Annotated in this window: 20 protein-coding genes and 1 tRNA gene; 3 read left to right on the forward strand and 18 right to left on the reverse strand. The window is 68.3% G+C overall.

From position 1 onward, the window contains the following. Positions 1 to 60 precede the first annotated feature (60 nt). Both CQ045_RS13330 and CQ045_RS13335 read left to right on the forward strand, forming a co-directional pair. A tRNA-Gly gene (locus CQ045_RS13330) sits at positions 61 to 131 on the forward strand. A 125-nt stretch (positions 132 to 256) separates the two neighbouring features. Further along, entirely contained in the window at positions 257 to 1489 is a 1233-nt protein-coding gene (locus tag CQ045_RS13335) for a hypothetical protein (RefSeq protein ID WP_105724476.1), read from the forward strand. Positions 1490 to 1565: 76 nt separating this feature from the next. On the opposite strand, the gene CQ045_RS13340 is transcribed toward CQ045_RS13335, so the two are convergent. From CQ045_RS13340 to CQ045_RS13420, 17 genes are all read right to left on the reverse strand, one after another. Next, positions 1566 to 1919: an RNA polymerase-binding protein RbpA gene (locus CQ045_RS13340; protein WP_017830291.1), complete on the reverse strand. Its 354-nt coding sequence runs from the start codon at positions 1917 to 1919 to the stop codon at positions 1566 to 1568. After that, the gene (secG, locus tag CQ045_RS13345; RefSeq protein ID WP_029261623.1) at positions 1919 to 2167 is read right to left on the reverse strand and encodes a preprotein translocase subunit SecG; all 249 of its coding nucleotides are present in this window, start codon (positions 2165 to 2167) and stop codon (positions 1919 to 1921) included. The genes CQ045_RS13340 and secG overlap by 1 nt, the downstream gene beginning before the upstream one ends. 81 nt (positions 2168 to 2248) lie before the next feature. After that, the gene (gene tpiA, locus CQ045_RS13350) at positions 2249 to 3040 is read right to left on the reverse strand and encodes a triose-phosphate isomerase (RefSeq protein ID WP_105724478.1); all 792 of its coding nucleotides are present in this window, start codon (positions 3038 to 3040) and stop codon (positions 2249 to 2251) included. After that, the gene (locus CQ045_RS13355) at positions 3031 to 4245 is read right to left on the reverse strand and encodes a phosphoglycerate kinase (protein ID WP_105724480.1); all 1215 of its coding nucleotides are present in this window, start codon (positions 4243 to 4245) and stop codon (positions 3031 to 3033) included. The genes tpiA and CQ045_RS13355 overlap by 10 nt, the downstream gene beginning before the upstream one ends. 10 nt (positions 4246 to 4255) lie before the next feature. Further along, positions 4256 to 5266 (reverse strand): type I glyceraldehyde-3-phosphate dehydrogenase, encoded by a 1011-nt coding sequence (gap, locus tag CQ045_RS13360; protein WP_105724482.1) that lies wholly within the window; start codon positions 5264 to 5266, stop codon positions 4256 to 4258. Positions 5267 to 5381: 115 nt separating this feature from the next. Then, positions 5382 to 6008 carry a superoxide dismutase gene (locus CQ045_RS13365; RefSeq protein WP_029261619.1) on the reverse strand — a complete coding sequence of 209 codons (627 nt, stop codon included), beginning with the start codon at positions 6006 to 6008 and terminating at the stop codon, positions 5382 to 5384. A 171-nt stretch (positions 6009 to 6179) separates the two neighbouring features. Then, positions 6180 to 6950, reverse strand: coding sequence for a hypothetical protein (locus CQ045_RS13370; protein WP_146115244.1), 771 nt, complete (start codon positions 6948 to 6950; stop codon positions 6180 to 6182). A 12-nt stretch (positions 6951 to 6962) separates the two neighbouring features. Continuing rightward, complete coding sequence (gene whiA / locus CQ045_RS13375; RefSeq protein WP_105724486.1) at positions 6963 to 7940, reverse strand: DNA-binding protein WhiA; 978 nt, start codon at positions 7938 to 7940, stop codon at positions 6963 to 6965. 67 nt (positions 7941 to 8007) lie between these two features. Beyond that, entirely contained in the window at positions 8008 to 8880 is an 873-nt protein-coding gene (gene rapZ, locus CQ045_RS13380) for an RNase adapter RapZ (protein ID WP_105724488.1), read from the reverse strand. A gap of 34 nt (positions 8881 to 8914) precedes the next feature. After that, positions 8915 to 10819, reverse strand: coding sequence for an excinuclease ABC subunit UvrC (gene uvrC / locus CQ045_RS13385; RefSeq protein ID WP_105724490.1), 1905 nt, complete (start codon positions 10817 to 10819; stop codon positions 8915 to 8917). After that, on the reverse strand, positions 10819 to 13707 hold the full coding sequence (uvrA, locus tag CQ045_RS13390; protein WP_105724492.1) for an excinuclease ABC subunit UvrA: 2889 nt from the start codon (positions 13705 to 13707) through the stop codon (positions 10819 to 10821). The genes uvrC and uvrA overlap by 1 nt, the downstream gene beginning before the upstream one ends. Positions 13708 to 13716: 9 nt before the next feature. Next, complete coding sequence (locus CQ045_RS13395; protein ID WP_105724494.1) at positions 13717 to 14313, reverse strand: hypothetical protein; 597 nt, start codon at positions 14311 to 14313, stop codon at positions 13717 to 13719. Continuing rightward, positions 14310 to 15623, reverse strand: a complete 1314-nt coding sequence (locus CQ045_RS13400) for a DUF58 domain-containing protein (RefSeq protein WP_258131064.1) — start codon at positions 15621 to 15623, stop codon at positions 14310 to 14312. The genes CQ045_RS13395 and CQ045_RS13400 overlap by 4 nt, the downstream gene beginning before the upstream one ends. Beyond that, positions 15620 to 16591, reverse strand: coding sequence for a MoxR family ATPase (locus tag CQ045_RS13405; protein ID WP_105724496.1), 972 nt, complete (start codon positions 16589 to 16591; stop codon positions 15620 to 15622). The genes CQ045_RS13400 and CQ045_RS13405 overlap by 4 nt, the downstream gene beginning before the upstream one ends. Then, positions 16588 to 17046 carry a YeaH/YhbH family protein gene (locus tag CQ045_RS13410; protein WP_258131065.1) on the reverse strand — a complete coding sequence of 153 codons (459 nt, stop codon included), beginning with the start codon at positions 17044 to 17046 and terminating at the stop codon, positions 16588 to 16590. Before CQ045_RS13410 ends, CQ045_RS13405 begins: the two co-directional genes overlap by 4 nt. Positions 17047 to 17057: 11 nt before the next feature. Further along, positions 17058 to 17825 carry a DUF4129 domain-containing protein gene (locus tag CQ045_RS13415; protein WP_105724500.1) on the reverse strand — a complete coding sequence of 256 codons (768 nt, stop codon included), beginning with the start codon at positions 17823 to 17825 and terminating at the stop codon, positions 17058 to 17060. 71 nt (positions 17826 to 17896) lie between these two features. Continuing rightward, positions 17897 to 18340, reverse strand: coding sequence for a MarR family winged helix-turn-helix transcriptional regulator (locus CQ045_RS13420; protein ID WP_105724502.1), 444 nt, complete (start codon positions 18338 to 18340; stop codon positions 17897 to 17899). Positions 18341 to 18385: 45 nt separating this feature from the next. Between CQ045_RS13420 and CQ045_RS13425 the strand changes: the two genes are divergently transcribed. Then, positions 18386 to 18628, forward strand: a complete 243-nt coding sequence (locus CQ045_RS13425) for a hypothetical protein (RefSeq protein ID WP_105724504.1) — start codon at positions 18386 to 18388, stop codon at positions 18626 to 18628. A gap of 3 nt (positions 18629 to 18631) precedes the next feature. Here CQ045_RS13425 and CQ045_RS13430 read toward each other — a convergent pair whose 3' ends face one another. Then, positions 18632 to 18982, reverse strand: a complete 351-nt coding sequence (locus CQ045_RS13430; RefSeq protein WP_181156563.1) for a TfoX/Sxy family protein — start codon at positions 18980 to 18982, stop codon at positions 18632 to 18634. Position 18983: the final 1 nt, after the last annotated feature.

The following is an 18983-nucleotide window of genomic DNA, read 5'->3' on the forward strand; positions in this document are numbered from 1 at the left end:
CATGCGTCAGAGTCCGGTATAGTCGATGAGTCGGTACCGAGCCTTCCGAGGCCCGGATCCGGGGCTGTAGCTTAGTGGTAAAGCCTTAGTCTTCCAAACTAATGATGCGGGTTCGATTCCCGTCAGCCCCTCGGATCTCAGAAGGCCCTCACCTCACGGTGGGGGCCTTCTCGCATCCCGCCCCTGCTCGTCGAATACGCTGACAGCATCGCTGCACGCAGTCTCCGATCGGAAGGCACCATCGAATGGGCACGACGTGACCGTCCCCACCCGCCTGGGCACCGACGCGCCTCCGTCCTCTCCGCTCACCGGCGGGCATCAGCTCCCGACGCTCTTCTCCGCGGGGACCACCACCCCCGCTGCCGCACCACGACCGGCGAGGCGCAAGGGCCTCGTCTTCGGGCTGCTCGGCGCCGTCGGTGTGATCGCTGCGCTGGCCATCACCCAGCTGAGTGCGAACCTCGGATACGACGGCGCAGCAGCGCAATACGACGATGCCGCCCAGCAGGCGACCACGGCGAAGGCGGACGTCCGCGCGGACACCGCCGATCTGCGCGGCACCACCGACGCGGGTGGGACGGTGCTCTCGGTGGAGAACCGACCGCTCGTCGTCACGGACGAGGTCGAGACCGCACTGACGGCGGCCGTCGCTGACGGGACCGCGGTCGCCTCCGATGCGGAGGGCGTTCTCGCCACGGGTATCGCCGCAGTGGGCACGAAACCCGTCTGGTTCTGGGAGCTGTTCGGTGCCGCGTCCGCCCTGGAGCAGCGAGGCGCCGAGGTCATTCTCCTGACCGACGACCTCGCGGCGGTGTCGACGGACATCTCGGACGCCCGCGCAGCGATCACCGAGAGCGGCCTGACCCTTCTTTCCGCCGCCGCAGAGGCGGCCCCCGGCTTCGAGACAGCTCACCTCTCCGCGCGCAACGACGCGGTGATCGCCCTGCGGAACGCGGCGGCCTCCGTGACCGCGGCACGCACGATGGACGGATCGGCGGCGACAGCGTACCTCTCGCTGCAGGAGGCGGCGGCACGGGTCATCGCGACCGAGAGCGAGGAGCTGTCCGAGAAGGCAGGACCGCTGATGGATGTCAGGCTCGAGATCGAGGCCTTCGCCCGCTCCCTTGCCCCGGGCGTTCTCCTGGACTTCGACTGGGCTCCGACGGTGAGCGGCGCCGGCGACAACGGCAGCATGGGCGGCTACACGACCTGGTGGTGGGACGATCCGGGACGCGCGACCATCCAACTCTCGAACTCGGTCGCGGAGCAATGGCCGGCGGAGCGGAGCAAGGCGCTCGTCGCGCACGAGGTCGGTCACGCGATCAGCGTGAAGTGTCAGGGCATGTACGACGCATCCACACAGGACAGCATCGAGAAGTGGGCGACCGCGTGGGCCATCAGCATGGGCTTCACCGATGACGCCAACGGGGTCTGGGCCTATGGCTATCCGCCGCAGAACTACATCGACGCGGCAGCCGGGTGCCGCTGATCCCCCGCGCTTTCGGCCGGGCACGGAAGAAGCCGCCGCGATCTCTCGCGGCGGCTTCTTCGATGTCAGCTCGAGGTCACTGCCCCCGGCGCTCACGCAGCTGCGTGAGCGCATCGTCCAGAAGCTGGACGGCCTCCTCGTCGGTACGACGCTCCTTCACATACGCGAGGTGCGTCTTGTACGGCTCCGCCTTCGCGAGAGCAGGAGGGTTCTCCTTGTCGCGCCCGGCGGGCAGCCCGGACTGCGGGTGGTCGATCGTCTCCGGGATCTCCTCTTCGGGGAGGCCCGCAGCGAAGTAGCGCACGGTCTCGTTGCCGAGGCCGTCCCAGTACGACACGGCGATGCGGTCGGCGTGATAGCCGTGGTCCTGCTCCCCCATCGGGCCGGAGCCCACTCGTGTGCCGCGGATCGCGTTTCCACCGGTTGCCATCAGATGACCTCGAATTTCGTGATGAGGCCCAGCGCGACGATGGCGACGAACCATGTCAGAGCCAGGACGACGGTGAAGCGGTTCAGGTTCCGCTCCGCGAGCCCGGAAGAGCCGACAGCGGAGGTCATGCCTCCACCGAACATGTCGGACAGGCCGCCGCCGCGACCTTTGTGCAAGAGGATGAGGAGGGTCAGCAGAACGCTGGTGATGCCCAGCACGACCTGCAGGACGAACTCGAGAATTGCCACGAGAAAGAGCCTTTCGCTGGGGCCGGAGCGCCCCCGTAACGGTCAAGTATACGGTGCAGCGGGGCCGCAGCCCCGCTGCACTCACACGCCGACGTGCTTCTCGAAGCGGATGATCGCAGCGAACTCGTCCACGACGAGGCTCGCCCCGCCGACCAGGGCGCCGTCCACATCGGGCTCGCGCATGAAGCTGGCGATGTTCGCCGCCTTCACCGAGCCGCCATAGAGGATGCGCGTCCGTGCCGCCGCCTCGTCGCCGAGGACCTTCGCGATGACGGCGCGGAGCGCGGCGCAGACGTCCTGCGCCTGCTGCGGCGTCGCCGCCTGGCCGGAGCCGATCGCCCAGACGGGCTCGTACGCCACGACGATGTCGGCCTTCGGCGAGACGCCCTGGAGCGCCGCCTCGAGCTGCGAGACCGGAACAGCGCTCGCACCGAACTTCTCCAGGTCACCCGCGGTCTCGCCGACGCAGATCACCGGCACCAGGCCGTGCTTGAGCGATGCCTGCACCTTGGCCGCCACGACGTCGTCGCCCTCGGCGTGATACTCACGACGCTCCGAGTGGCCGATGATGACGTACTTCGCATCGAGCTTCGCCAGGAACGCACCGGACACCTCGCCGGTGTACGCACCGGAGTCGTGAGCGGAGACATCCTGCGCGCCCAGTGCGAACGGGATCTTGTCCGCGTCGATGAGCGTCTGCACGCTGCGGATGTCCGTGAACGGCGGGAAGACCGCCACCTCGACAGACCCGTCCTCGTGCTTCGCATCCTTCAACGTCCAGTGCAGCTTCTGCACGAACGCGACCGCCTGCAGGTGGTCGAGATTCATCTTCCAGTTTCCCGCGATCAGCGGGGTACGGGCGTTCACACCCATCCGAGGACCTCCAGCCCAGGTAGTTTCTTGCCCTCGAGGAACTCGAGGCTCGCGCCGCCGCCGGTCGAGATGTGACCGAACTGATCGTCGGAGAAGCCCAGCTGACGCACGGCGGCAGCGGAGTCGCCCCCACCCACGACGCTGAGGCCGTCGACCTCGGTGAGCGCCTGCGCCACGGTCTTCGTACCCGCCGCGAAGGCCGGGAACTCGAACACGCCCATGGGACCGTTCCAGAACACCGTCTTCGACTCCCGGATCACCTCGGCGAAACGTGCCGCCGTCGCCGGTCCGATGTCCAGTCCGATTCCGGAGGCACCGAACGGCGTCGACTCGATGGCATCGGCGGCGGCGATCTCATGAGCTGCGTCCGCACCGAAGGAAGCCGCGACGACCACATCGGTGGGGAGCACGAGCTCCACGCCGCGCTCCGCCGCTTCCGCGATGTAGCCGCGAACCGTCTCGAGCTGGTCCTCTTCCAGCAGGCTCGAGGCCACGGCGTGACCCTGCGCCTTGAGGAAGGTGAAGAGCATGCCTCCGCCGACGAGGATCCTGTCGACGCGCGGCAGCAGATGCGAGATCACGCCGAGCTTGTCGCTGACCTTGGAGCCTCCGAGGACGACCGCGTACGGGCGCTCGGGGTTCTCGGTCAGACGGTCCAGCACGTCGAGCTCCGCTGCGATGAGCAGACCTGCCGCGGACGGGAGCAGCTCGGCGAGCTCGTAGACGCTCGCCTGCTTGCGATGCACGACCCCGAACCCGTCGGAGACGAGCACGTCGCCGAGTTCCGCGAGCTCGGCCGCGAAGGCGGCACGTGTGGCGTCGTCCTTCGAGGTCTCCCCCGCGTTGAACCGCAGGTTCTCGATGACGACGACCCCGCCGTCCTCGAGCGAGGCCACCGCATCCCGCGCCGACTCGCCGACCGTGTCGCGGGCGAACGCGACAGGGGCGCCGAGAAGCTCGGACAGTCGCTGAGCCACCGGCTCCAGGCTGTACTGCGGGTCGGGCGCGCCATCCGGCCGTCCGAGGTGGGAGCACACGACGACGCGGGCGCCCGCGTTGATCAGTGCGTTGAGGGTCGGCAACGAGGCACGAACACGGCCATCGTCCGTGATGATCCCATCCCGCAGGGGGACGTTGAGATCACAACGGACGATGACGCGTTTGCCCTCGAGCGACCCCAGGGTGTCCAGGGTGCGCAGAGTCATGTTCCTGAGCTTAGAGGCGCTCGGCCACGTACTCGGTCAGGTCGACCAGGCGGTTGGAGTAGCCCCACTCGTTGTCGTACCAGCTGGAGACCTTGATCAGGTTGCCGCTGACGTTGGTGAGCGTGGAGTCGAAGATCGACGAGTGCGGGTTGTGCACGATGTCGCTCGAGACGATCGGGTCCTCGTTGTACTGGAGGTATCCGGCGAGACGACCCTCGGCCGCAGCCTTCTTGTACGCCTCGTTGACCTCGTCGACCGTGAGGTTCTCGCGGTCGGTGATGAGGGTGAGGTCGACGATCGAGCCGGTGGGGACCGGCACGCGGTACGACGAGCCGCTCAGCTTGCCCTGGAGCTCCGGGAGCACCTCGCCGATGGCCTTCGCCGCACCGGTCGAGGCCGGGGTGATGTTGATCGCGGCGGCGCGTGCACGACGGAGGTCGCTGTGCGGGCCGTCCTGCAGGTTCTGGTCGGCCGTGTAGGCGTGCGCGGTCATCATGAAGCCGCGGTCGATGCCGAACGCGTCGTTGAAGACCTGCGCCAGCGGCGCGAGGCAGTTGGTGGTGCACGAGGCGTTGGAGATGATGTGGTCCGTCTCCGGGTTGTACGTGTCCTCGTTCACGCCCATCACGAACGTGCCGTCGACGCCCGTGCCGGGAGCCGAGATGAGAACCTTCTTCGCGCCGGCCTCGAGGTGCTTCTTGGCGAGCTCGGCCTTGGTGAAGAAGCCGGTCGACTCGATGACGATGTCGACACCCAGCTCACCCCACGGGAGGCCTGCGGGGTCGCGCTCGGCGAAGGCCTTGATCGTCTTGCCGTTGACGGTGATGCTGTCGTCGTCGTAGCTGATCTCGGCGTCGAGGACGCCGCCGACCGAGTCGTACTTCAGCAGGTGCGCCAGGGTCTTGTTGTCGGTGAGGTCGTTGACGGCGACGATCTCAAGGTCCGCTCCCTGCGCGAGAGCCGCGCGGAAGTAGTTGCGTCCGATGCGGCCGAAGCCGTTGATACCGATCTTGACAGACACTCAGGTCTCCCTGTTTCTCGTGCGCTGCACACAGCTTTTCAGCATGCGTGAAGCGCGGGGTTTTTTGGCTGAGAGGGCGTCCCGACGAGCCGTGGCCCGTCGGGACGCGACCCGATTACGACAGTACCAGCAGGCCGTTCGTCTGCTTGCGGGCGACCTCGAGGCGCTGGGCGACGTTCTCCCAGTTAGCGATGTTCCACGCGGCCTTGACGTAGTCCGCCTTGACGTTGAGGTAGTCGAGGTAGAAGGCGTGCTCCCACATGTCGAGCTGGAACAGCGGGATCGTGCCCTGGGCGGTGTTCGACTGCTGGTCGAACAGCTGCTGGATGATCAGCCGCGAACCGATCGAGTCCCAGCTGAGGACGGCCCAGCCGGAGCCCTGGATGCCGGTCGCCGCCGCCGTGAAGTGCGCCTGGAACTTCTCGAAGGAGCCGAAGTACTCGTCGATCGCGGCCTTCAGTTCGCCCTCGGGCTGGCCCCCGCCGTTCGGCGAGAGGTTCGTCCAGAAGATCGAGTGGTTGACGTGGCCGCCCAGGTTGAAGGCGAGGTCCTTCTCGAGCTTGTTGACGTTCGCGAGGTTGCCGCTCTCGCGGGCCTCCGCGAGCTGGTCGAGTGCGGTGTTCGCGCCGGCGACGTACGTCGCGTGGTGCTTGTCGTGGTGCAGCTCCATGATCTTGCCGCTGATGTGCGGCTCGAGGGCTGCGAAGTCGTAGGGAAGGTCGGGGAGCGTGTAGGTCGCCATATCGCTTTCATCCAATCCGCGCCGCGCCGCGGCGCTTGCCGATCCTCCGCGCCGCCGATGTGCGGCGTAGAGCGGACGTGATTCATCCTACTGACGACAACGCGGGTGCGCCCCGGAACCTTCCGCCATGTGACGCTTCTTCCGCTGAGCGCGGATCCGGTCGGGGCCGACTCAGGCGTTCAGACCCATCTGTCGAATGCCGAGGGCGAACGGGCTCAGTGCGAGCTTCCGGCGCTCGACGTACAGCAGGGAGTCCTGGCGGAGGGCCGTCGGATCCGGCGCTCCCGTCGCCACGATCTGCCCCAGGAGCGATGCAGCGGCGGCAGACGCGTTCTCGACCGTCGCGGGGAACGAGATGCGCTCGGCAAGGGCCCTCGCCCCGACCGGCATCACATAGATCTTGCCTGCTCCCGCCTTGAAGGCGATGGTCAGGGATGTCTTTCGGCGGGCCGCCCATCGATCGGGTCTGGCGAGAGCGTCATGCGCCGGGTCGGCGTACCAGACGTGCAACTGCGCCTCGGACCTGCCTTCACCCAGCGCCGCCGTCGTCTCGTACAACGTAGCCAGCGTCTGGGTCATCACGGCACCCAAGGCATCGAAGCCGTCGATCGACCGCTCCCCCGGGAGGTATGTGCCGTCGGGGAGCAGAGCGATGTCGTCGGCACGCCACCGGTACGGGAGAGCCGAGTCGGGCGACGACTCGAAGTCGCGGTACTCCTCGTCCGCCGCCGCAGCAGCGTCTTCGACGACGACGCTCGTACTCCCGGCGGACGAAGGCCGGACAGTGATCAGTCGGTCACCGGCGTACCACCGGACGAAGGGGCCGTCGGCGATCGTCGGAGCGACGCCGAGCACCGACGTCGCTTCCCGCAGCACCGCGGCGAACGGCGCCTGCATCATCGAAGTACCGAACCCCGCACCACACCAGTCGAAATGATCCACGCGGAAAGTGTCTCAGACGTCGAGCCCGACCGGCACTGCGGCCTCGGTGCCGGGGATGCCCTCCTGCTGTGCGCGCTTGTCCGCCATCGCCAGCAGGCGGCGAATACGTCCGGCGACGGCATCCTTGGTCAATGGCGGATCGGCGTGGTGACCGAGCTCGTCCAAGCTCGCATCGCGATGCGCGAGGCGCAGTTCGCCGGCGACCTTCAGGTGATCGGGCACCTCGTCGGCCAGGATCTCGAGTGCCCGCTCGACGCGTGCGCAGGCGGCGACGGCGGCCTGTGCGGAGCGACGGAGGTTCGCGTCGTCGAAGTTGACCAGGCGGTTGACCCCCGCGCGCACCTCGCGGCGCTGGCGGAGCTCTTCCCATGCGATGGCGGTCTTGTGCGCGCCCATCTCGTTGAGGATGGTGCGGATCGCCTCACCCTCGCGAACCACGACGCGCGGCATCCCGCGCACCTCGCGCGCCTTGGCGGCGACGCCCAGACGGTGGGCGGCGCCGACGAGCGCCATCGCGGCTTCCGACGAGGGGCAGACAACCTCGAGCATGGCGGAACGGCCGGGCTCGCTCAGCGTGCCCGCCGCCAGGAAGGCCCCACGCCAGAGACCGGCGACCTCGGCACGGGAACCGGTGGTGAGACGGTTCGGCAGCCCGCGCACCGGCCGCCGACGCTGGTCCAGGAGTCCGGTCTGACGGGCGAGCGTCTCGCCCTGGGCGATCACACGCACCGCCCACCGCGCGCCTTCGTTCGCGGTGCTCGACTGCACCTGTGCGATCTCGGGGCGCACCCCGTAGATCTCGGCCAAGTCCCGTGCGACGCGACGTGCGAGCGTCTCCGCATCCACCTCGGCCTCCACGGCCACGCGACCGGCGATCGAATGCAGACCACCGGCGAACCGGAGGATCGCGGTCACTTCCGCGACGCGCACCGTCGGGGGTGCATTGCGGATGCTGACCAGCTCGGCCTTGACGTCGGTGGTTAGTGCCACGACACTCCTTCACGTTCACGCGCCGGGTCGCGGCGCAAACGTCCAGCTTACTCGGCCGAGCGGCTCGCTATTCTCGGCCCAGGTCCCGGTGACGGACGTTCACGGCGACACCGGGGATGGCTGCGAGCCGACGAGCGAGCTCCTCCGACATCGCGACCGAGCGGTGCTTTCCGCCGGTGCAGCCGATGGCGATGGTGGAATGGCTCTTGTTCTCGCGCTGATACCCCTCGAGCACCGGCACGAGCGCTGACGAATAGGCGTCCAGGAACTCCATCGCGCCCTCGCGGGAGAGGACGTACTCGCGCACCGTCTCGTCCTGTCCCGTCAGGCCGCGCAGCTCCTCGTTCCAGAAGGGGTTCGGAAGGAAGCGCATGTCTGCGACAAGGTCGACGTCGGTCGGGAGACCGTACTTGAACCCGAAGCTGAGCAGGGTGACCCGGTGCCGGGCCTCACCCTCCTCCGAGAAGATGTCCGAGACCTGCGTCGCCAGCTGATGGATGTTGAGCGTGGACGTGTCGATCACGAGGTCCGCAGCTTCGCGAATCGGCGCGAGTCTGGTCCGCTCGATGCGGATGCCGTCGAGCAGAGTGCCGTCCCCCTGCAGCGGATGCGGACGCCGAACCGACTCGAAGCGCCGCACGAGGACATCGTCGGAGGCGTCGAGGAACAGCACCCGGACGGAACCGCGCGAACGCAACGCCCGCGCGACCCCGGGGAAGTCGTCGAACAGGTTGCGACCTCGGACGTCGACCACCGCGGCGACCTTGGGCAGCGCGGTGCCGCCCATGTCGGTCAGATCCAACAGGGGGCGCAGGATCTGAGGCGGCAGGTTGTCGACGACGTACCAGCCGAGATCCTCCAATGCGTTCGCCACCGTGGTCCGGCCCGCACCGGACATCCCTGTGACGATGAGGAACTCGCCCTTCTCCCCGTCAGTCATCGTTCAGCGCTCCCTCTCCCCCTCGGCCTCCAGCCTAGCGAGTGGACAGGTGCGTATGGATGTTCTGGGCGAGCACGGGCCCGATTCCCTGGACTTCCTCGATCTCGCCGGGGGCCGCGGCCCGCAGCGCGGTCACCGACCCGAAGTGCTTCAGCAACACCTTGATGCGCGACGCACCGAGCCCGGGCACCTCGGCGAGCACAGAGCTGATGTCGTTGCGACGCCTCTTGCGCTGGTGCGTGATCGCGAAGCGGTGCGCCTCGTCGCGCAGTCGCTGCAGCAGGTAGAGCGCCTCGCTCGTGCGCGGAAGGATCACCGGGAAGTCGTCGCCCGGGAGCCACACCTCTTCGAGTCGCTTGGCGATGCCGCAGACCGCGATCTCGGTGTGACCGGCGTCTCGGAGCGCTCTGGCCGCAGCCTCGACCTGAGGCTTCCCGCCGTCGACGAGGAGGAGCTGGGGCGGGTAGGCGAAACGCGGTTTGCGCCGGACCGTCGCCTCACCGACGTCTTCCGCGACGACCTCCTCGGTCGTCGGATCGATCAGCTCCAGCTCTTCCGGACGGTCGAGGTGGGCGAGCCGGCGACGAAGGACCTGATACATCGAGTCGGTGTCGTCCGTCGTCTCTGCGATGTTGAACGACCGATACTGGTCCTTGCGGGGAAGCCCGTCCTCGAACACGACCATCGATGCGACCACGTTCGTGCCACCGAGGTGCGAGATGTCGAAGCACTCGATGCGCAGCGGCGCCTCGGTCATCCCCAGCGCTTCCTGCAGATCGGTGAGCGCCTGGGTGCGTGCGACGTAGTCGGTGGTGCGCCGGGTCTTGTAGCGGATCAGCGCCTGCTGCGCGTTGAGCGTCGCCGTGCGCATCAGATCGGCGCGCTGTCCGCGCTGAGCGACGGCGATCTCGACCTTCTTGCCGCGACGTTCCCGCAGCCACAGCTCGAGTTCCGCCGCGTCATCAGGGAGGGTGGGGACCAGGATCCTGCGAGGAACGTCCTGCGCATCCCCGTATGCCTGCTGCAAAACCTGATCGACGAGCTCGGCGCTCGTGATGTCGATCTCCTTCTCGATCGTCAGGGCCCGCACACCGCGAACACGACCACCGCGGATCACGAAGTGCTGGACGGCCGCGGCGAGCTCATCCTCGGCGATGCCGAACAGATCCGCATCTTCGTCGCTGGGGAGCACGAGCGCGCTCTTGCCGAGAACTGCTTCGATCGCCGAGAGCTTGTCGCGGTACTTTGCGGCCGCCTCGTAGTCCATCGCCGCGGACGCGGCCAGCATCCGCGTGGTGAGCTCTCGCGTGAACCGCTCGTCTCCCCCCGCCATGAACGCGACGAAGTCGTCGACCATGGCGCGGTGCTCCTCGATCGACACCGTCATCGAGCACGGCCCGCCGCATTTCCCGATCTGGCCGGGGAAGCACGGACGCCCCGTCTGCATGGCCCGCTTGTAGCTGGCGTCGCTGCAGGTGCGGATCGGGAACGCCTTGATCATCAGGTCGATCGTCTCGTGCACCGCCCACACCTTCGGGTACGGGCCGAAGTAGCGCGCGCCGGGGATCTTCCGATTGCGCGTCACGAGTACACGAGGCGCTTCGTCGCCGAGCGTCACGGCCATGAAGGGGTAGGACTTGTCGTCCTTGTAGCGAACGTTGAAGGGCGGATCGAACTCTTTGATCCACATGTACTCGAGCTGCAGCGAGTCGACGTCGGTGGGGACGACAGTCCACTCGACCGATGCGGCCGTGGTGACCATCCGCCGCGTGCGCTCGTGCAGCGTACGCAACGGAGCGAAGTAGTTCGAGAGGCGCTGACGCAGGTTCTTCGCCTTGCCGACGTAGAGCACACGACCCGCGGCGTCACGGAAGCGGTACACGCCGGGATCGGTGGGGATCTCCCCCGGCCGCGGCTTGTACGACAGCACGTCGGCCATCAGCTGGCCTTCCGCGCGGAGCGCCCCTCACCCAGGATCTCGGCGAGGAACAGCCCGGTGTGACTCTCCTCGACGCGTGCGATCTGCTCGGGTGTGCCCGTGGCGATGATCTGGCCACCACCGGAACCGCCCTCGGGGCCGAGGTCGATCACCCAGTCGGCCGACTTGATCACATCGAGGTTGTGCTCGATGACGATCACCGTGTTGCCCTTGTCGACCAAGCCGTTCAGGACTTCGAGGAGCTTGCGGACGTCTTCGAAGTGCAGACCGGTCGTGGGCTCGTCGAGCACGTAGATGCTGCGGCCGTTGCTGCGACGCTGGAGTTCGGTGGCGAGCTTGACGCGCTGCGCCTCTCCACCGGACAGCGTCGTCGCCGACTGACCGAGCCGCACGTAGCCGAGGCCGACGTCGACGAGCGTCTTCATGTAACGGTGGATGGCCTGGATCGGCTCGAAGAACTCAGCGGCCTCCTCGATCGGCATCTCGAGCACTTCGGCGATGTTCTTGCCCTTGTAGTGCACGGCGAGCGTGTCGCGGTTGTACCGCTTGCCGTGGCAGACCTCGCAGTCGACGTACACGTCGGGCAGGAAGTTCATCTCGATCTTGATCGTGCCGTCACCGGAGCACGCCTCGCAGCGCCCGCCCTTGACGTTGAAGCTGAACCGACCGGGCTGGTAGCCGCGGACCTTCGCCTCGGGCGTCTCGCTGAAGAGGGTGCGGATGCGATCGAACACACCGGTGTACGTCGCCGGGTTGGACCGCGGCGTGCGACCGATCGGCGCCTGGTCGACGTGCACGACCTTGTCGAGGTTGTCGAGCCCGGTCACGCGCGTGTGCTTCCCGGGGACCGTACGAGCGCCGTTCAGACGCGACGCCAGCACCTGGTACAGGATGTCGTTCACGAGCGAGGACTTGCCCGAGCCGCTGACACCGGTGACCGCCGTGAGCACGCCGAGCGGGAAGTCGGCTGTGACGTTTCGGAGGTTGTTGGCGCGCGCGCCCACGACGCTCAGCATCCGCTTCTTGTCGATCTTTCGACGCTTCTGCGGCATCGGGATCTCGCGGCGACCGGAGAGGTACTCCCCCGTCATCGAAGCACTGTCGTTGAGCAGCGCCGAATACGGCCCCGAGTGCACGACCTCGCCGCCGTTCACACCGGCGCCCGGCCCGATGTCGACGACCCAGTCGGCCGCTTCGATCGTCTCCTCGTCGTGCTCCACCACGATCAGCGTGTTGCCGAGGTCGCGCAGCTTCAGCAAGGTGTCGATGAGGCGGCGGTTGTCGCGCTGATGCAGCCCGATCGACGGCTCGTCGAGCACGTAGAGAACGCCGGTCAGTCCGGAGCCGATCTGTGTCGCGAGGCGGATGCGCTGCGCCTCTCCACCGGACAGCGAACCTGCCGACCGACTGAGGTTGAGGTACGAGAGACCGACCTGCAGCAGGAAGTCGAGGCGCAGACGGATCTCACGCAGCACCTGCGCGGCGATCTTCGCCTCGCGGTCGGTGAGGGTGAGGGTCTCCATGAAGGCGCGGGCGTCGGCGAGGCTGAGGTGCGAGACCTCGGCGATCGAGTGACCGTGGACCTGCACGGCGAGGACCTCGGGCTTGAGACGGTTGCCGTCGCAGACCGGGCACGGCACCTCGCGGAGGTACTCGCCCCAGCGGTTGCGCTGATTGTCCGACTCGGCCTGCAGGTACTGCCGCTCGATGTAGGGGACGACGCCCTCGAACCCGGAGGCGTAGCGCATCTCGCGGCCGTAGCGGTTCTTCCACTTGACGGTCACCTTGTAGTTCTCACCGCGCAGCACCGCGTCCTGCACATCCGAATGCAGCTTGCGCCACGGGGTGTCCAGCGAGAAGTCGAGGTCGCGGGAGAGACCTTCGAGCAGTCGCTCGTAGTACTGGAAGAGTCCCTTGCCCTGGGTGGTCCAGGGGATGATGACGCCCTCGCGGATGGAGAGGTCTTCGTCTCCGAGCATCAGGTCGACGTCCACGGACATGCGCGTACCGAGACCGGAGCAGGCCGGGCAAGCGCCGAACGGCGCGTTGAACGAGAACGTGCGCGGCTCGATCTCGGTCAGCGTGAGCGCGTGGCCGTTCGGGCACGCCAGCTTCTCGGAGAAGGTCTGCCACGCATCGTCGCCCTCGCCGTCGACGTAGTTGATCTGCACCACGCCGCCCGCGAGTCCGAGTGCGGTCTCGACCGAATCGGTGATGCGCCCCAGGATGTCGTCTGAGGCGACCAGGCGGTCGACCACCACGGCGATGTCGTGCTTGTAGCTCTTCTTGAGCGTGGGCGGCTCGGCGAGCTGGATGAGGTCGCCGTCGACGATGGCCCGGGAGTATCCCTTCGCACCGAGTTCGCGGAACAGGTCGACGAACTCGCCCTTCTTCTGCGACACGATCGGCGCGACGACCTGATAGCGCGTGCGCTCGGGGAGCTCCATGAGCTGATCGGCGATCTGCTGCACCGTCTGACGCTGGATGCGCTCACCGCACTCCGGACAGTGCGGGATGCCGATGCGCGCCCAGAGCAGACGCATGTAGTCGTAGATCTCGGTGATCGTGCCGACGGTCGATCGCGGGTTGCGGTTCGTCGACTTCTGATCGATCGAGACCGCAGGGCTCAGACCCTCGATGAAATCGACGTCGGGTCGATCGACCTGGCCGAGGAACTGGCGCGCGTACGCGCTCAGCGATTCGACGTAGCGACGCTGCCCCTCGGCGAAGATCGTGTCGAACGCGAGACTGGACTTCCCCGACCCGGACAGGCCGGTGAACACGACGAGCGAGTCGCGCGGGATGTCGATGTCGACGTTCTTGAGGTTGTGGACGCGGGCACCGCGGACACTGAGTTTTCCGGAGGAGGCAACGGGGACGATGGGCACCGAACAAGTCTACGAGGGGCCACGGACATTGGCTCCGTGAGGAGACTCCGCAGTCGGTTCCGCCCCTGCGCGCGCGTTCGTCCCGGCGGGAGCATCCGCCCTCTTCGCGGCCCGCAGCGCGAGGACCACGCCGAGCAGGAGCGCGGTCGCAGCAAGCGGAGCCAGCCAGGCGACACCTCGGTCGACGTCGGAGGGCGCCGACAACCACACCCCGAGCACGAGAGGCTGTGCGAGCAGCTGCACGATGAGGAATCGTCCGAGACTCGGCACCAGCACCGCGAGAGCGAGGCGAGACGACGCCGGGATCACCAGGCTCAGCGACGCCAGCATGTGGATTGCGGGGACGACAAGGACAGCGAGTGCGGTCCGTTCCGGCGCCTGATCGGTCAGGAGCACGCCGAACACCACGCATGCCGCACTCAGCCATGCGGCCAGCGATCGAGGGACGACGACCGCGACCAGCGCGGCGAGCACCGCGACCACCTGCCACACCGGGAAGGGGTTGAGCACGACGACACCAGCCCAGACGACCGCGACGAGCAGGAGCCGGACCGCGATCCCGGGGACCGCGCCGCGCACCCGGAACGAGCGGTTGCCGCGCGTCATCGGCGCACCGTCCGCACCCGCTGCTGACGACGGGCCGCGAGACGCATCGCGACGTCCACATCGGGATCCGCCCATGCGACGACCTCCACTCCCGCGTGACGCAGCTCCGCGAGGATGTCGGAGCGCTCCGCGAGGAGGGTCCGCAGCGCGATGTGCTGCTCAGGGGTGAGCCGGGTCGCGTCCGGAAGCGGCAGGACGTCGACGGCGACCACGGCGTGGCCCGCCGCCCTCCAATTCGTGGCCAGTCGGGCGGCCACGCCGTCGACGAAGGTGGAGAGGACGAACACGATGGATCCCGGTGGCACGAGCGGCGACCGGCGGTATCCGGAGCCCTCCTCTCCCCGACCGGTGGCGGCGACGACGTCGCGCACGCGGGCGAGATGACGTGCACCGCCCCCGGCAGGGATGCTGCGTCCTCCGGGCGAAAGGGAGTGGTACGCGACCCGATCGCCGACGCCGAGCGCCGTGGTCGCGATCGACAGCGCCGCCTCGCGGGCGAGGTCGAGCGACGTGATCCCGGATCGGTCCGTATCATCCGAACCCCATGCGGCCACCACGGCCCCGAGTTCCTCCGCGGTGTCGACGGCGATCACCACCGATGAATCGCTGAGAGTGTTCGTGCGACGCACCAGGAGTTCGCCGGGTCGGCGCGCGGCCCGCGCTGTCGCCCGCCAGTCGACCCGGCGCAGCTCGTCTCCCGGGCCGAACGGATGGATGTCGCGGAAGTCGCCGCCCTGACCAGGACGCGCGCCCTCATGAGCGCCGTGGAGGCCCGTCAGACGCGGGGCGAGCGGGAGCCGTCCGATCCGGAGCGAACGCGGGGATGCGTTCCACTCCACGACGATGCGCGGACTGTGCTCCGACACCCACGCGCCGTCCAGGGCGACCCCTCGGACTGTCACGCCGAGGAGCTCGAGGGGCCCGGAGTGCTGCAGGCGACTGCGCGAGGTGAGCACGCCCGGTCCGGGGCGGACGTCGGCGAGGCCTGTGCGCCGCTGCTCCTGATCGATCGCGACCTGCACCCAGTCGGCTTCGAGCGAGATGTCCGTCGCAGCGGCCACCTCCGGTGCCGTCTCTGCGCCATCGCGGTGTGCACGCACCTCGATGGACACGACGGTGTCGACGGGGCGACGCAGCAGCATCCACGCCGTCGCCAGCGCGAGCGGCAGGCCGATGCCGATCACATCCGGCCGCGAGAACGCGAGTCCCACCGCCGCGAGCACTCCCGCACCGGCGAGTCCGATCGCGATCACGGGCGTCCGGCGCCAGCGCACCGGCGCCCGCGCGGCGACGCGGGTCGACTCGGTCACCGCACTGCGGCCACGGTCGGCGGGACCGGCGTCGTCGAGACCACGGTTGCCACGACCGATCGTGGATCCACCCCTTGTGCCCACGCCTGCGGAGTCAGAGTGAGGCGGTGCGCGAGCACGGCCTCCGCGATGCGTTTGATGTCGTCCGGACGCACGTAGTCCCTGCCGTCCAGAGCCGCGAGAGCTCGGCCGAGCAGCACGAGGGACTGGGACCCGCGGGGCGAAGCCCCCACGGCCACATTCGTCGCGTCGCGCGTCGCCCGCGCGAGATCCACGCAGTAGCGCGCAACATCGGCGTCGACGTGGATCCGCTCGACGGCGGCCTGGATCGCCAGCAGACCCTCGGCGTCGACGACCGGCTCGACGGAGACATCGGGACTCTGCCTGAGGACGCGGTCCAGGATGATGCGCGCCTCATCCTCCGGCGCGGGGTAGCCGACGGCGAGACGAACCATGAACCGGTCGAGCTGCGCTTCGGGTAGGGCGTAGGTCCCCTCGTACTCGATCGGGTTCGACGTCGCGATCACGTGGAACGGCTGCGGCAGCGGGAACCTGTTGCCCTCTACCGTGACCTGGCGTTCGGCCATGGCCTCGAGCATCGCGGACTGGGTCTTGGGGGTCGTCCGGTTCACCTCGTCGGCCAGGAGCAGGCCGGTGAAGATGGGGCCCGGCCGGAACACGAAGTCGCCGCTGGCTGGCGCGTACACGTAGGAACCGGTGACGTCGCCCGGGAGCATGTCCGGCGTGCACTGCAGCCGTCGGAAGTCGAGGCCGAGCGCGGACGCGAGGCTCCGTGCCGCGAGGGTCTTCCCGAGACCGGGGACATCCTCGAAGAGCACGTGCCCTCCCGCCAGGATCGCCGCGAGAGCGATGGTGAGGGGCTCGTCCATCCCCACGACCGCGCCTCGGACGCTCTCGATCACCCGGCGCCCGACGTCGGCGATCTGCGTGGTCTCCTGGGTGCTCATCCGGTCTCCTCCGTGTCGTTCGGGATTCGTTCGATGGCATCGAGCACTCGCTCGATGTCGGTGCGCTGCACTTCGCTGCGGTGGAGGGCATCACGCACGCCCTCCCCGAGGAGCGCGTCGATGCGCGGGTGCTGCGCAGGGTCGTCGAGGTCGAGACCTCGATGGGCGAGCCGCCTTCGCAGCGCGTTCTGCACCCGGCGCACGACCAGATGGCCGGCGACGCCCGTGCGTGAGTTGATCGCCCATGCCATCCGTGACACCTCGGAGCCGCTGGAGGCACGCCTCGGCTCCTCGGGCGGCCAGCTGGCATCATCGTCGAAGAAGATCTGGCGCGCCGCGAGGACGATGGTCAGGACGGTGAGCATCCAGGCGAGCACGAAGGGCACGGGGAACCCCCACTGCCCGAGCAGGATCAGGACGGCGACGGCGACGGCGATGCCGACACCCGTGATCACGAACCGCCCCTTCATCGCCACCCCGCCTGGATGCCCCGCAGGCATGCCGACGCCGTCGCGCGGTCACCCTCGTCGGCATCGCGCCCGCCGAAGCGGACCTGCTCGTAGAGCGCGAGCAGCGTCACGACGTCGGCGGCGATCCCCGTACGGCGCCCGATGATCCGCACCGTGAACTCCGAGGGCGTCTCGTTGGCGCCTCGTCCTGCGCCGGCATCAGCCGCCGATTCCTCCAGCCCCACCCACGCCGCCACGATGCTGTCGCCGGGGGCGGGACGCTCGTCGATCGTCCGGAGTGCTTCGGCGATTCCGCGGCGTATCGTCGCCTCGTCGGGCTCAGCGTCCAGGGCCGCGCCGACGAGCACCTCGGCATCGACGTGCGCCACCTCCTGCCTCGCGAGCGGGCGGTCGCGCCACAGCCCTTTGAGGAAACGAAGCAGCAGACGCAGCCCGAAGTAGGCCGCGGCGAGCACAGCGGCGGCCACGAGGGCGGCGAGGACGAAGCCGATGATCGTGAGCAGCGGCGAGTCCTCCGGCGAGTCCTCCGGCGGTTCCATCGGCGGCGGTGAGGATTCCATCGGCGCCGGAGGAACGACCTCCTCGCTCGTGCTGCTCGGGCCTTCGTCGGGCCCCAACGAGAACTGAGGAAGCCCCTGCGCGGCGACGGCGAACATGACGACAGCGAAGAGACCGGTGATCGCGATCAGGGGAAGCAGCAGATGCCGCGACCGGCTTCTCGCGGCACGTTCCTCCCCCAGGGCCGAGGGTTCGGAGCGCGACATGCCTCCACCCTAGGGGGCGCCTCGTTCGCGACCCGCTCCCCGACTCGGGTTCGAGCGACGCGAACGAGCGCTCAGCCGAGATCCGGGCGTCGCCCCGCGAAGGGGCCGAGACCGTCTCGGAGGGTGGTGATCTCCTCGATGTCCATGCCCACGGCGGCCATCACCTGATGGGGAACATCGACCGCCCGGTCGCGCAGAGCCGCACCCGCCTCGGTCAGCGTGATCTCCAGGCGCCGCTCGTCCTCGCTGCTCCGTTGACGGGCGACCAGCCCTTCGACTTCCAGCCGCTTCACGAGGGGCGAGGCGGTGGCCGGCTCCAGCGCGAGGTCGAGAGCGAGATCGTTCAGAGTGCGCGGAGCGCGCTCCCAGAGCGCCAGCATGACGAGGTACTGGGGATGTGTGAGGCCCAACGGCTCGAGGATCGGGCGGTAGAGGGCGACGACATTGCGCGCCGCGGTCACCAGGGCGAAGCAGAGCTGGTTCTCGAGCCGGAGCAGGTCGTCGGATGCCGTCACAAGGGAGACTATACATCTGCGCTAATAATTAGTACACTAAGGAACATGGCACAGGACTCCGACCGCCCCCCACTCCGCACCCGCATCCGCGAAGCCGGCGGTCTGTACTCGTGGGTCAACACGAACCTCATCCGGTTCGCCGGCCCCGCCTCGGTCGGGCCGTACGAGAAGACCCCGCCGCCCAGTGCCGCCGAACGCGCGGAACGCGCCTGTCCCCTGTGCGGCGCGCCGATGACGCAGCACGAGATCGATCGTTCCGGCCCGAAGACCCTGGTGCACTGCCCGTAGCTGTTAGTCCTTCTCGGTGGCCTCGACCGCCGAGCCCGTGGACTCTCGCGCGACATCGAGCCACGACATGAGCGCGGTGTCATCTTCGATGACGCCGGCGGCCACATCCAGCCAGCCCGAGCTCATCGTGCGCGAACCCATCACCGCGCGCGCGACGCCCGGTTCCGTCAGGAGAGCGGCGCCGCTCTCGTCGTCGACGCGGACGAGAAGAACTCCGCCGGGGCGCGCCCCCACCAGGATGCGGCCGTCATCGAGGAACGCCCGGGTTCCGAACATGCGGCGCTCCTCGATCTCGGCGTCCGCACTCAACAGCGCGCGGACCCGGTCGGCGAGCTCGTTCCCTGCAGCGTCCATC

The sequence above is a fragment of the Microbacterium sp. MYb66 genome, from assembly GCF_002979435.1.
Taxonomy (GTDB): Bacteria; Actinomycetota; Actinomycetes; order Actinomycetales; family Microbacteriaceae; genus Microbacterium.

Bases quoted from the DNA above. Each gene is read 5' to 3' on its own strand.
- CQ045_RS13415 (WP_105724500.1), bottom strand. From the start codon at position 17,825: ATGTCGCGCTCCGAACCCTCGGCCCTGGGGGAGGAACGTGCCGCGAGA.
- CQ045_RS13365 (WP_029261619.1), bottom strand. From the start codon at position 6,008: ATGGCGACCTACACGCTCCCCGACCTTCCCTACGACTTCGCAGCCCTC.
- CQ045_RS13355 (WP_105724480.1), bottom strand. From the start codon at position 4,245: ATGACTCTGCGCACCCTGGACACCCTGGGGTCGCTCGAGGGCAAACGC.
- CQ045_RS13395 (WP_105724494.1), bottom strand. From the start codon at position 14,313: ATGACGCGCGGCAACCGCTCGTTCCGGGTGCGCGGCGCGGTCCCCGGG.
- CQ045_RS13405 (WP_105724496.1), bottom strand. From the start codon at position 16,591: ATGAGCACCCAGGAGACCACGCAGATCGCCGACGTCGGGCGCCGGGTG.
- uvrC (WP_105724490.1), bottom strand. From the start codon at position 10,819: ATGGCCGACGTGCTGTCGTACAAGCCGCGGCCGGGGGAGATCCCCACC.
- CQ045_RS13340 (WP_017830291.1), bottom strand. From the start codon at position 1,919: ATGGCAACCGGTGGAAACGCGATCCGCGGCACACGAGTGGGCTCCGGC.
- rapZ (WP_105724488.1), bottom strand. From the start codon at position 8,880: ATGACTGACGGGGAGAAGGGCGAGTTCCTCATCGTCACAGGGATGTCC.
- tpiA (WP_105724478.1), bottom strand. From the start codon at position 3,040: ATGGGTGTGAACGCCCGTACCCCGCTGATCGCGGGAAACTGGAAGATG.
- CQ045_RS13425 (WP_105724504.1), top strand. From the start codon at position 18,386: ATGGCACAGGACTCCGACCGCCCCCCACTCCGCACCCGCATCCGCGAA.
- CQ045_RS13430 (WP_181156563.1), bottom strand. From the start codon at position 18,982: ATGGACGCTGCAGGGAACGAGCTCGCCGACCGGGTCCGCGCGCTGTTG.